This window comes from Winogradskyella sp. KYW1333, assembly GCF_003335675.1.
Lineage (GTDB): Bacteria > Bacteroidota > Bacteroidia > Flavobacteriales > Flavobacteriaceae > Winogradskyella.
Map to the genome: position 1 here is coordinate 380,073 of NZ_QPHL01000016.1, position 13,598 is coordinate 393,670.

A 13,598-nucleotide genomic window follows, 5' to 3' on the forward strand; every position below is an offset into this window, starting at 1 on the left:
TTTTTAGAAGAAATTCTAATTTCCTTTTTTATAATCTGCTAAAAATTTCTCTAAGCCAATATCTGTTAATGGGTGTTTTAGCAACCCAACGATAGAACTTAACGGTCCGGTCATAACATCTGCGCCTAATTTAGCACAATCAATAACATGCATAGTATGTCTAACAGAAGCTGCAAGTATTTCTGTATCAAAAGCATAATTATCATATATATGGCGGATTTCTGCTATTAAATTGAGACCATCAGTAGAAATATCATCTAATCTTCCAATAAACGGTGACACATATGTTGCTCCTGCTTTAGCTGCTAAAAGAGCTTGACCAGGTGAGAATACTAAAGTTACATTTGTTTTTATCCCTTTATCTGAAAAATACTTACATGCCTTTATCCCATCTTTTATCATAGGAAGTTTAATTACAATCTGATCATGCAATTCAGCAAGTGCCTCACCTTCCCTTACCATACCTTCAAAATCTGTTGATATTACCTCAGCTGAAACATCTCCGTCTACGATATTACAAATATCTACATAGTGCTTCAAAATATTATTTGTACCAGTGATACCTTCCTTTGCCATTAACGATGGATTTGTAGTAACACCATCAAGTATACCCATATCTTGAGCTTCTTTAATTTGGTCTAGATTTGCAGTATCGATAAAAAATTTCATGCTTAATTAATTTGAGTTGTTGAAGTTTAAAGTTGTCGCGAATTTACAACTTATAGGTAGTTTAATATGGGATAATTAATTAAAATATATTAACAACTTACTAAAAGCAATGTATAGTTATTCTTCAATAATTAAAGTATAGGTTTTTGAAGTCGAATAGTTACATAATAAATCGTCTGCACCATCATCCCTAAACGGACCATCAACATCAACAAATATAGTAACATCAAATGTCCCAACTTCTGCTGGCGTTCCTTCAATACTAATAGTTCTGAAGTTTACAAAATAATCCATACCTAAAGGCAATCCGCTAACATCAAAATAATAGTCGTAGTCTTGGTCTCGAGGTTCGTTGTTTATTTCCGCCTTAATTTCAACATAATAATAGGTTTCTGTTGCGCCTACAGGGAATATTCTATTTTCCAATTCCGGTTCTCTAGGAATTATACAATCAAATACGTCTTCACAACTAAAAAATATAATTGGAATGAAAAGCAGTAATAAAATTTTGTGAATTTTCATGATAGCTAATTTGAATATATTGTTATCAAACAGCATACCATTCTTAACTAAAGCTTGTAGTGATTCATTAATAACTTTTCATATACCTTATCTGGTAGAATTCTTTTCAACACAATTGAGAATTTTTGCATAAAAACCCCAACTTTATAATGAATCTTGGGTTTTGGTGTATTAATTATTTTTAGAATCGCTTCAGCCATTTCATTTGGGTCATTTCCTCCATCAACATGTTCATCCATCATTTTTAATGACGCTTCATACTGTTCTTTATAAGGAGAATTATCAATTACTGGAGCATGATATCTTCCTGCCGCAATATTCGTAGCAAAATCTCCAGGAGCAACATTTGTCATTTCTATATTAAATGACTTTAACTCCATTCTAAAACTCTCGGTAATTATTTCTAGAGCACCTTTACTTGCGCTATAAACACCGCGATATGGTAAACCCATATAACCTGCTATAGATGTGATATTAATAATTAGTCCTGATTTATTTTTGCGCATACTCGGAAGTACAGCTTTTATAACATTAATTGGCCCAAAAAGATTTGTTTCAAAATTTCGCTTTATTTCATGTTCCGGAATTTCTTCTATGGGACCAGTTATACCTGCACCAGCATTGTTGATTAGAACATCAATTTTTGAAGTACGCGATAAAACTTCGTCAATACAATTAGTGATTGATTGAGATTGGGTAACATCTAGTGCTACCAACGGGAATTTACTTTTTTTATAACTTGAAGGATTTCTACTTGTGCCATAAACATCAAATCCTTTTTTAATTAGAAATTCTCCAATTGCTTTTCCTATTCCAGAAGACCCACCAGTTATCAATACTACTTTAGACATATGAGTTAAATAATAATGCTTCGAAAATACAAATTTATAGGAGACTTTAATGCACAAAAAAAGGGCAAGCTACCTACATCACACCGCTACGACCGCGTACCTTTGCTGCGTTCCCGCCCTGGAGGATTAAGCAGGAGCTGGTTGTGCAGGACTTGCCCGGCGGCAAAGATACAACCTTTTAATACTTTGGCAATGATTTTTAAACTGAATTTTTATTTAATAACTTGGCCAAAAATCACAGAGAATAATGCGTTTATTTAATTATATCACAGTCATTTGTTTAGGTCTATTACTTGTTAATTGCGGAGAAACGAATACGTCAAAGCAAACTGGACTTTCCATAGACACAAATGCAAAATTTATTGCTTTAGGTGACCAATTGAATTTGACAATAAGCAATCCTAAAAAGAAAAATATAGAGTCGGTTTCATATAAGTTGAATGATATAGATATTAAACCTAACCATACTCTAAAATCTATATCATTAGGAAAAAACACAATTGAAGCAATTGTGAATTATGATGGTAATTCTGAAACTCTAACCAAACAAATAGAAGTTAATAATAATAGACGACCTGATATCTATACATATGAAATTGTCAACACTTATCCTCACGACATTACATCTTACACACAAGGATTAGAATTTTACAAAGGAGAGCTTTATGAAAGTACTGGCCAAAGAACTGAGTCTAAATTGAGAAAATTAAACTTTGAAACTGGTGAGGTTTTAATGAATACAGATCTTGCTGATGCGTTTTTTGGTGAGGGACTTACCATTTTTAATGATAGCATATATCAACTCACATGGCAAAATAAAAGAGGTTTTATTTACGATGTCAATTCTTTTAAAAGATTGGGAACATTTAATTATGGTCAAAGTGCTGAAGGTTGGGGCTTATGCAATGATGGTACTCAATTGTATAAATCTGATGGTACAGAAAGGATATGGTTTTTAAATAAAGATAATCTAACAGAAAATGGCCATATTGAAGTATATACAGAAAAAGGTAAAATTCCCAGCCTTAATGAACTCGAGTGGATTGAGGGAAAAATTTACGCTAATATCTATCAGCGAAACGGTGTAGTTATTATTAACCCTGAAAATGGTGCCGTAGAAGGAGTAATTGATTTTAAACCATTACGGAAAATGGTTACCCAACATGCTAAACTAGATGTGTTAAATGGAATTGCTTTTAACCCAGAGAGGAATACAATTTTTGTAACAGGTAAAAATTGGGACAAACTTTTTGAGGTGAGAATTAAGAAAAAATAATCTCTTGCAAACATTCGAAAAAATAATAACTGTCACCCAAGAAGATTTAGATCAACTAAATCACGTGAATAATGTTCGTTATGTGCAATGGGTTCAAGATATAGCTGAAGCCCATTGGATGCTAAGAGCTCCAAATCAAATACTTGATGATTATTTTTGGGTATTGGTTAGGCATACAATTGATTATAAAAATCAAGCTGTTTTAGGTGATATCCTAAAACTGAAAACTTATGTACTCAATTCTGAAGGTGTAACTTCAGTTAGAATGGTAGAAATCTTTAATGCATCTACAAATAAACTTCTGGTAAAATCTGAAACAAAATGGTGCTTTATGGATAAAAAGACATATCGGCCAACCAGGATTTTAGCCGAGGTAGCCAATTTATTTGATTAACATTTATTTAGGTTAAAGTTTCATTAAGATTCGATTGCATCTAGAGTCAAAAACTTTTCTTTACTCATCAATCAAATTACAATGCAACGGATTCCTTTTACTATTCTTTTGCTTTTATTCAGTCAATCTTCAATTGCACTAACCCTTCAGGTAAAAGTATACGATGCTACAAGCACTGTAAAAGGTATAAAGGTCTACAATAAAACTCAAAATAGAATTACAAGATTTAATTAAAGAAGATATAAAGCGTAATCCTCATTTATACGTGCCAGAAGAAGCCTACTACGGTGCCAATATTCTTGGTGTATTAAATCTAGTAGCCAAATTATTTAATAGGAAAAATAGATACAAAGCCCCTATATATCAACCAATAACCTACCGTCAAATGGATTCGCTTTTTAATAATAGTACAATTTTTAATTACAGACTTCTAAAAAATGAGATGAAAATTCCACTAGGTAAAACAAAACTTTTCTTTCATTTCTGTAGAGTAACAGATATTAGTTCTGAACGGTTAATAGAAAACAAACAAATGGAATTATTAGAATTATTAATCGCCAACAGTAAGACCTTTTTAAAAATCTTAGAAGAGTTTGAAAAAAAGAAATTTAAGAAAGACTGATAACAAGTGTCGATTTCTTTTAAATTCATAATAAATCATAACTTCAAATGTTATATTTTTAACCAAACTTTATCAATTTTCATTTATGAAGCGTTTGCTTTCATTTTTTCTATTTTTTAGCATTATAGTATTTTGGAGTTCCTGTAGAAACGATTTTGAATTTTCCCCAAGTACAGGAAATCTTGGGTTTGCAAAAGATACGGTTTATCTAGATACCGTATTTACTAATATCGGTTCAAGTACTTACAATTTAAAGGTCTATAATCGTAGTGATGAAGACATTTTAATACCAACAATTCAATTAGAAAACGGTATTAATTCCTTTTATAGAATGAATATAGATGGCTCTACAGGATTGGAGGGGCAACAAGAAGGTAAGTTCTTTGAAGATATAGAACTTTTAGCTAATGACAGCCTCTTCATTTTCATCGAAACTACAATAGATATCGAAATACTTACCGCCTCAGATATCCAGTTTTTATATACAGACAGGATTTTATTTGATTCAGGAAATAACCAACAAGATGTTGATTTAGTAACACTTGTAAAAGATGCTGTCTTTATTTACCCTAATAGAAATGAAACTTCTGGTATAATTGAAACACTCACCTTTGATGTAGATGGTGATGGAAATCCTGATGAAACAACTTTACAAGGTAGGTTTTTAGATGATGACGAACTTACTTTCACTAATGAAAAACCTTATGTTATATATGGATATGCTGGCGTAGATGAGGGTGAGACGTTAACAATTGAAGCTGGTGCAAGAGTTCATTTTCATGCAGAATCAGGTATAATAGTGACTAATGGCGCCTCACTAAACATAAATGGATCAATAAGTAATGATCATGAAAATCCTGAAAATGAAGTAATACTAGAAGGTGACCGATTAGAACCTATTTTTGAAGATGTTCCTGGTCAATGGGGAACAATTTGGTTATTTAATGGTAGTGTAAATAATACTATACGTTATGCAACCATAAAGAACGCCACGATTGGACTATTATCTGAAGGCAATCAAGATGATATAGAAGATAAAGTGGCAATTACAAACTCACAGATATACAATTCTAGTGCCTTTGGGATATTAGGCAGGGCAACATCTATTACAGGAGAAAACGTAATTATTAACAATTCAGGTCAGTCTTCATTAGCTGGGAGTTTAGGTGGGAAATATAATTTCACGCATTGCACTATTGCTAACTATTGGAACAGTAGTTTTAGACAGTTCCCAGCACTACTCTTAAATGATTATGTAGAAGATGAAAATGGTGCAACTATTACCAATGACCTAACTGAGGCAAATTTTAATAATTGCATAGTTTACGGTAATGACAACCCTGAATTTTTCTTGGATAGACGCGGGAGTGTTTTTAACTTTAAATTTACAAATTGTTTATTGAGATTTGACAACGATAATCTAGCTAATACAGGTAACTATATGTTCGGAGATGCAAACTTTTACGAGGGTAACTTCTTTAATATTGATCCAGATTTTAAAAATGGATTTGAAAATTTAATGCAAATTGGTGAAGATTCTGGAGCAAACGGTATTGGCTCTACACTATTTTCTTCTCAAGTCCCTAATGATATTCTTGGTATTGTAAGAGGTGCCTCACCAGATGCAGGAGCATTTGAAAGCATTCCTTTTGAAGATTAAAAAATAATTATATCTCAATAAAAAAAGCCTTTCAATTAATTGAAAGGCTTTTTCTTGATCAATATAGTTTTTACGAATTAAAAAGTGGTCTTCCACTCATAAGCTCATTTACTTTTACTGCAACATCTCCCAATACTGTCTCATTTTCATAATTGGTAATTACCTCATCTATAAGATCCACAACATATGCCATATCATTTTCTTTTAATCCTCTAGTCGTAATAGCTGGAGTACCCACTCTAATACCTGAAGTTACAAAAGGTGATTCTGTATCAAACGGCACCATATTCTTATTAACAGTAATATCTGCTTTTACCAAGGCATTCTCAGCATCCTTTCCAGTAATATTTTTATTTCTTAAGTCAATCAACATCATATGATTATCAGTTCCACCAGAAATAAGATTATAATCTTTAGCTACAAATGCACGAGCCATTGCATCAGCATTTTTCTTTACCTGTAACATGTAATGTAAAAAATCATCACTTAACGCCTCACCGAATGCAATTGCTTTTGCTGCAATAACATGCTCTAAAGGACCTCCTTGATTTCCTGGGAAGACTCCAGAATCTAATAAGCCCGACATTTTACGTAGTTTCCCACTTTTTAAGGTAATTCCAAATGGATTATCAATATTTTCACCCATCATTATCATTCCACCACGTGGACCACGTAAAGTCTTATGAGTGGTTGTTGTAACTACATGGCAATGTGGCATTGGATCATTTAAGATACCTTTTGCTATAAGACCTGAAGGATGCGATATATCGGCCAATAAAACAGCACCTACATTATCCGCAACCTCTCTAAATTTTTCAAAATCAATATCTCTAGAATAAGCAGAAGCACCTGCAATAATTAATTTTGGTTGCTCCTTTTCAGCAATATCAGACAGCATATCATAATCTATATAACCTGTATCTTTATTTACACCATAAAAAGTTGGTCTATACAATCTCCCTGAAAAATTAACTGGTGAACCATGTGTTAAATGACCTCCATGGGACAAATCAAACCCTAAAATTGTATCTCCTGGTTTAATACATGCATGAAACACTGCTGTGTTTGCCTGACTTCCTGAATGTGGTTGTACGTTTGCATAAGCCGCGCCAAATAAAGTCTTTGCTCTTTCAATGGCGATTTGCTCAACCTCATCAACTATCTCACAACCACCATAATAACGTTTACCAGGATATCCTTCAGCATATTTATTGGTTAAAACTGAACCCGTCGCTTCCATGACTTGATCGCTAACAAAATTCTCAGAGGCTATAAGCTCTATACCATCAGTTTGGCGTTCTCTTTCTGCCTGTATAAGTTCAAAAATTTGTTCGTCGCGTTGCATAAATTTGTATATATTTAAATGAATATCAAAAATAGTAAAACATTAGTTTTAATATTAAAAATTATGTAGGTTTGAATAGAAATTAATGAACATTTAATCAACAAATGTATTATGCCATTATCAGCTAATAACCCAAATAGAAAATCTTGGTTGTACGTCAATAAATATTCTGATTTTCCAATTCAGAACATTCCTTTTGGTGTTTTCCTTACAAGGGAAGATATTATTACAATTGGAACACGGATTGGAGATACAGCCATAGACCTTGGTGCTATGCACCAATTGGGCTATTTTGATGGTATTCCATTAACTGATGATATCTTTCTACAAGACTCGTTAAATGATTTTATAGCAGATGGTAGAAAGACATGGCGAGCTGTTAGAAATAGAGTTGCTGAAGTATTTGATGCAGATAATGAAAGGTTAAAAAACAATACTAAGCATAAAGAAATCATATGTTTTAGATTGGATGAAATTGAGATGCAGCTACCAATTCATGTTGGTGACTATACAGATTTTTATGCCAGTAAAGAACATGCTACAAATGTAGGATCAATGTTTAGGGACCCAGAAAATGCATTATTACCTAATTGGGTGCACATGCCTGTGGGATACCATGGCAGAAGTTCTTCAATTATTTCTACTCATATTCCTATTAATAGACCTCAAGGGCAGACTCTACCCGAAGGTGCTGATAAACCTGTATTTGGTCCAAGTAAGTTGGTAGATTTTGAAGTTGAAATGGCATTTATAACTACTGACGCCAATGATTTAGGCGAATCAATTCCTGTTGAAGAAGCCGAAGAATACATTTTTGGATTAGTCCTTTTAAATGATTGGTCTGCTAGAGATATACAGAAATGGGAATATGTTCCATTAGGTCCATTTCTGGGTAAGAATTTTGCGTCCTCAATGTCTCCATGGATTGTAACTCTTGATGCCTTAGAACCATTTAGAGTTGAAAGCCCAAAACAAGATCCAAAACCATTACCATATCTTCAAACCAAAGGAAAGCAAAGCTTTGATATACATTTAGAGGCTGGTATTGTACCAAAAGGAGGAAAAGAAACTACGGTTTGTAAAACAAACTTTAAGCATATGTATTGGAATATGGCGCAGCAATTAGCACATCACACTATTAATGGCTGTCCAGTTAATGCAGGAGATTTAATGGGTAGTGGTACTATTTCTGGTCCAACAGAAGACTCTTATGGATCTATGTTAGAAATAACTTGGAAAGGTACAAAACCGGTAAAAATGAAAGATGGTAGTGAGCGTAAGTTTATTAACGATTACGATACAGTAGTTATGAGAGGACACTGTGAAAATGATGACATACGTATTGGATTTGGGCAATTAAAAACACAACTATTACCTATTTTTAAGAAATAAGAATCACTATAGATAAAATCTTGTCAAAAAGAAGGCTCACTATTAAATGTGAGTCGTTTTTTTGTTACTGGATGCTCAAAACTCAACTGTTCTGCATGCAATTTCAACCTATCAGATTTGTTGCCATATAAGTCATCACCTATTATTGGCATATTTAAACCATTGTGGTGAGCAGCATGTACTCTTAATTGATGTGTTCTTCCAGTAATAGGGTAAAAATATATTCTTGTTTTATCCTCCTCGACACTTAAAACTTCATATTTTGTTTTTGCTGGTTTACCATGAGTTTCACAAACAAGCTGTCTTGGTCTGTTATTAAGATCTACACGTAACGGTAATTCTATTATGCCTTTATCTTTCTTTAGTTTACCATTAAGCAAGGCAACATAACGTTTCTTAATTGTACGATCTATAAATTGTTTTTGAAGGTTTTTATGTGTTTTTTCATTTTTAGCAACAAGTAATAACCCAGAGGTTGACATATCAAGTCTATGCACAAGTAATGGACCTTTGGCATCAGGTATATATTCTTGAATTCTAGTAAGTACGGAGTCTTTAATTAATTTTCCTGGAACAGATAAAAACTCATGAGGTTTATCTACCAATAATAAATAGTCATCTTCATAAACTATTTTCAATTGAGTACCTGTATTGGATGGTTGCTCCATTGGATTTGGTGCCACCTTGAGACCTTTCATCATATGTCCCAAAATGGGTTCGCACTTTCCACGACATGATGGATAAAATTGTTTATGCCGTCTTACCTCTGACTTCGGTGAAGCTCCCCACCAAAACTCGGCCATAGCGATAGGCTTCAAGTTATTTTCATATGCAAATTGAAATAACTTTGGCGCAACACATTCACCAGTACCTGCAGGTGGTTGGTCCAATTGGGTTGAATTGAATATTGAAATTAAGCCTTCTGACTCACCGGTATAATTTAAAAACTGATATTGTTGATGAATCTCTTTTTGTAATGCTGCAGACTTTGCTTTACGCAATTTTTTCAGGATTTTAATTTCTTCCTCGAGATAATTGACAACTTTGGTTTGTTCATATATCTTTTGTTGCCATTCAGATTTTAAGTCTCTAAGTCTAAAGTGATAATATATACTCTGTTTTTTCAGGTCTTCTAATAGATAATTAAAATCGCTATCTTTCAGTTGAACCTTGCCCTCTACCCTTTGAATATCGCGTTTCTTTTTTTCATTTTTCTGAAGGGTTTTAAACTCCTTTAATTTAGCTTCATATTGTGACTTAAGTTGATCTAGGCACTTTTTAGCATTCAGATATACTGAAGTCGATTCTAATGAATCAATTTTTCTGTTTATTTCATTAAGCTCGGTCTCACCTTTCTTATAAAACCCTGTTTTATCTAAAGTATCATAGATTGGTGGTACAAATCCTTTGATAAAGTTTTGTTCGGCCAATTTCCCTGAGAAACCAGCTAGATATCCAATGTCACGTTTAGAATCTTCAACTATCATAACACCAAACATTTTACCAATCTGCAATCCAGCTTTAGAATTGTCCAGTCCAAAGTTATGTTCAAAATCAGATTGGGTAATAAGATATTCTTGTATTTCTTCAGAAGCTTCAATACACAATGGATGTGGCTCGTAATAAAATGGATAGGTGAATTCTTCAGGTAAATCCTGTAGGGAAACCTTTTCTAAATTATGAATATTAGAGCCATCTGTTTTAAACATTTTGCAAATTTAAAGGATTGCCATATATCGAAAACATAAATCTACTTTAAAGTTTGGCATGATGATTGAATTTTTACTCATATAACCTTTAAAATTCAAGATTATGAAACGATTATTACTATGTACAGTCCTTGTTTCGGTACTCGTGTCTTGTAGTGCCAAAAAACAAATTGAAGAAGCGATAAGCCATGGTAATTATGACCATGCAATTTCTGAAGCTTTAAGAAAACTGAAAAATAACAAAGATAAAAAACGTAAACAAGCTTATGTTACGATGTTAAAAGATGCCTATAATAAAGTGCTCGAAGAAGATTTGTTACATATTTCTCACTTAAAGAAAGATGATAACCCTGAGTTATATAAATCAATTTATGAAGCATATGTTGATTTAGAAAATAGACAAAATGCAATAAAACGAATTATGCCACTTAGTATTCATGGTAAAATGATCACTTTTGAATTTAATGATTATAGTGATGCTTTGGTTGAATATAGATATAAAACTTCTGATCATTTAATGGACAAAGGTTTAGATCTTCTAGATACAGGAGTAAAACGAAATGCTAGAGAGGCTTATCGGTTATTTGAGTATGTTAATGATATCAATCCAAATTTTGAGAATGTTATATCACTTATGGACGAAGCTCATCAAACGGGAATAAATTACGTACATGTTTCTATTGGAAATGAAACATGTCAAATGATTCCACAAAGATTAGAAGCTGAACTATTGGACTTTAACACCTATGGTATAAATCAATTTTGGACTACGTATCATGCTATTAAAGATGATTCTTTAGAATATGATTATGCGATGCAATTAAAACTAAAGAGAATAAATGTATCACCAGAAAGAATTAACGAGAGACAACTACTAAGAAAAAGAGCTGTTGTAGATGGATGGGAATATCTTTTAGATGAAAACGGTAATGTTGCTAAGGATAGTTTGGGTAATGATATTAAAGTTGATAGAATAATAACTGCTCAAGCGAGATTTTTTGAAGTATTGCAAACCAAGTCCGCTCAAGTTATTGCAGATGTTGTCTATACAGATTTAAGGCAAAATCAAATTGTTGATTCATTTACTCTAAATAGTGGTTTTGTTTTTGAAAATGTATTTGGAAGATACAGAGGCGACAGGAGAGCTCTTAATAGAAATGACAAAAACTTACTAAGACAAAGACAAGTCAGATTCCCAACAGATGAACAAATGGTTTATGATTCTGGTGAAGATTTAAAACAGAAACTAAAGCAAGTCATAAACTCCTATAGAATTGAAAGTTAAATTTAAAACCTCCTAAAATTAGGAGGTTTGTTCTTATTCTAGGACCTTAGATTTTTCAATTCGTTTATTGTACTTTTTAAAGGCAATATAAAGTTGTCGCATAACCCATCTAACTTTACTTATATCATACAATTTAAAGAAAAATGCAGCGATGCTCATAAAAGTTACGGATAATAGAAAGTATAGAATTAAATGTATATAATTAATAGAAGTTATGTTAAAAGCTCTAATTAAAAACTGAATAACAAAAAATAATGGCCAGTGGTAAATAAAAAATAAAATTGAATTTTGACCTAACCATTGCACAGAGCTTGATTTAACGCCCTTAAAAATTAATAAAAGAGAATATATCGCCAAAATTGAATTTATGAAATAGAACCAGTAATTTCCAAATATTAAATCATTATAATGGAATCGGATAAAACTGGGGCACAAAAAAGAAGCTATTATATAGGTTAAAATCAATGGATATTTAAATTTCGCCAAATGGTTTAAAATATCATATTTACGTGTCAATGCACCAACAAGCGCAAATGATAATCCTGGCATTATGGAGCTATATGAACCTATATCAAGGTTAGGCAAGTAATAATATTGAAAACCGCTAAGAGTAATGGTCAAAAAAGAACATATAATAATGAGATAATGTTTTCTAGATATGAAGAACAACATAATTTTTACAAATATGAATGAAAACAAAAACCATAAGGGTATGTTATATACAAAATCACCATATCTGAAAATTTTATATATTATTTTATAAAATTCGTCAATTATTGAATAATCGTAGTAAATAACTTTTGCAATAAATACAATCAGCCCAAGCAAAATTCCGTATAGGTAAAAAATAAAATAATTAACTAGGGTTTTTTTAATCATATAATTAAATGAATAAAAAGTATTATGAAAATATCCCATTTTAAAAAAGAACCAGGGAATAATGAAGTAGAGAGATTTTATAAGTATAGAAGCAACTTCGGTATCAATTAATTTAGACCATTGTGCCGCATGATATAAAATAACGATAAGTATCGCCACACCAGATATGAAATCAAAACTATTTAGTCGTTTACTACCCATTTTTTTATGATATAAATTGAGTGATCAATAACGACTAAACTAACTTTAATGTCTTAATCCTATCAATTAAATCCTCAAATCAATTAATTAATCGATTAAGGAAATTTAATTGAAAAAAAAACCGATGAAATGTTCAATACCAAAATATTAAAATTCATTTTTAAAAGACTTTTGAATTTTACGTTAAACCTGTAATTATAATGTGATTATGAAACTTGTTGTTTTCTGCTACGTTAAATTAGCATCACTAAGCGAAATGATTATTTGTGACATTAAAATTAATTTAAAGTTGAATTAATTTACAAATTACAATTTCACATTTAAACATAATTTGCATAGTTTAAATTATTAATAGCGCCGTGAGAGGCATGTTTTGCTACAATATCATTTTTTATAATTAGAAGTTGCGGTGATTGATGGATTACATTAAACTTATAGCCAACCTCATTTGAAACATCTCTGTAACTCAATAGGTCTAAATAATATAAATCTGCATTTGTTTCTAAATTATAATTTTCGATGAATTGGTTTATAACCATTCTACTAATACCACAACGAGTAGAGTGCTTAAAAATTAATTGTGTTTTCCCCTTAGACTTCTCAGATATCTCTTGCAATTGATCCAAGCTTGTCAAGAGTATCCATGGTAATACTTTTTCTTCTCGAGGCTCTGAAGAACCAAATAGCTTTTTAAACATAACTAAAATTCAAAGTGTAGTCCCAATCTAAAATCATTTAAAATGTTTGACAAAACGTCATTATATATCCCACAAAATCAGTCATTTTGTCGTTT

The 13,598-nt window shown here is 31.9% G+C and carries 12 protein-coding genes and 1 other RNA gene; 6 read left to right on the top strand and 7 right to left on the bottom strand.

Features of this window, described 5'->3' with window-relative positions; translation table 11 throughout:
* Positions 1–15 precede the first annotated feature (15 nt).
* From fsa to ffs, 4 genes are all read right to left on the bottom strand, one after another.
* On the bottom strand, positions 16–669 hold the full coding sequence (fsa, locus tag DUZ96_RS09325; RefSeq protein WP_114301665.1) for a fructose-6-phosphate aldolase: 654 nt from the start codon (positions 667–669) through the stop codon (positions 16–18).
* Positions 670–786: 117 nt separating this feature from the next.
* Positions 787–1,191: a hypothetical protein gene (locus tag DUZ96_RS09330; RefSeq protein WP_114301666.1), complete on the bottom strand. Its 405-nt coding sequence runs from the start codon at positions 1,189–1,191 to the stop codon at positions 787–789.
* 47 nt (positions 1,192–1,238) lie between these two features.
* A complete protein-coding gene (locus DUZ96_RS09335; RefSeq protein WP_114301667.1) occupies positions 1,239–2,042 on the bottom strand; it encodes an SDR family oxidoreductase in 804 nt (267 codons plus the stop codon).
* Between the two features lie 59 nt (positions 2,043–2,101).
* An RNA gene (gene ffs / locus DUZ96_RS09340) (signal recognition particle sRNA small type) lies at positions 2,102–2,200 on the bottom strand.
* 89 nt (positions 2,201–2,289) lie between these two features.
* Between ffs and DUZ96_RS09345 the strand changes: the two genes are divergently transcribed.
* The 4 genes from DUZ96_RS09345 to DUZ96_RS09360 all read left to right on the top strand — a co-directional run bounded on the left by DUZ96_RS09345 (position 2,290) and on the right by DUZ96_RS09360 (position 5,994).
* Positions 2,290–3,318, top strand: a complete 1,029-nt coding sequence (locus DUZ96_RS09345) for a glutaminyl-peptide cyclotransferase (RefSeq protein WP_114301668.1) — start codon at positions 2,290–2,292, stop codon at positions 3,316–3,318.
* Positions 3,319–3,322: 4 nt separating this feature from the next.
* Complete coding sequence (locus tag DUZ96_RS09350) at positions 3,323–3,712, top strand: thioesterase family protein (RefSeq protein ID WP_114301669.1); 390 nt, start codon at positions 3,323–3,325, stop codon at positions 3,710–3,712.
* A 265-nt stretch (positions 3,713–3,977) separates the two neighbouring features.
* On the top strand, positions 3,978–4,334 hold the full coding sequence (locus DUZ96_RS09355) for a hypothetical protein (protein WP_114301670.1): 357 nt from the start codon (positions 3,978–3,980) through the stop codon (positions 4,332–4,334).
* Positions 4,335–4,419: 85 nt separating this feature from the next.
* A complete protein-coding gene (locus DUZ96_RS09360; protein WP_114301671.1) occupies positions 4,420–5,994 on the top strand; it encodes a hypothetical protein in 1,575 nt (524 codons plus the stop codon).
* 70 nt (positions 5,995–6,064) lie between these two features.
* Here DUZ96_RS09360 and glyA read toward each other — a convergent pair whose 3' ends face one another.
* A complete protein-coding gene (gene glyA, locus DUZ96_RS09365) occupies positions 6,065–7,339 on the bottom strand; it encodes a serine hydroxymethyltransferase (RefSeq protein ID WP_114301672.1) in 1,275 nt (424 codons plus the stop codon).
* Positions 7,340–7,450: 111 nt separating this feature from the next.
* Here glyA and fahA point away from each other — a divergent pair, with 111 nt between their 5' ends.
* Positions 7,451–8,731 carry a fumarylacetoacetase gene (fahA, locus tag DUZ96_RS09370; protein WP_114301673.1) on the top strand — a complete coding sequence of 427 codons (1,281 nt, stop codon included), beginning with the start codon at positions 7,451–7,453 and terminating at the stop codon, positions 8,729–8,731.
* 23 nt (positions 8,732–8,754) lie between these two features.
* Here fahA and DUZ96_RS09375 read toward each other — a convergent pair whose 3' ends face one another.
* The gene (locus DUZ96_RS09375; protein ID WP_114301674.1) at positions 8,755–10,440 is read right to left on the bottom strand and encodes an RluA family pseudouridine synthase; all 1,686 of its coding nucleotides are present in this window, start codon (positions 10,438–10,440) and stop codon (positions 8,755–8,757) included.
* A 103-nt stretch (positions 10,441–10,543) separates the two neighbouring features.
* On the opposite strand from DUZ96_RS09375, the gene DUZ96_RS09380 reads away from it, so the two are divergent.
* Positions 10,544–11,725 carry a hypothetical protein gene (locus DUZ96_RS09380; RefSeq protein ID WP_258774359.1) on the top strand — a complete coding sequence of 394 codons (1,182 nt, stop codon included), beginning with the start codon at positions 10,544–10,546 and terminating at the stop codon, positions 11,723–11,725.
* Between the two features lie 1,400 nt (positions 11,726–13,125).
* On the opposite strand, the gene ytxJ is transcribed toward DUZ96_RS09380, so the two are convergent.
* Positions 13,126–13,503 (bottom strand): bacillithiol system redox-active protein YtxJ, encoded by a 378-nt coding sequence (ytxJ, locus tag DUZ96_RS09390; RefSeq protein WP_114301676.1) that lies wholly within the window; start codon positions 13,501–13,503, stop codon positions 13,126–13,128.
* Positions 13,504–13,598 lie beyond the last annotated feature (95 nt).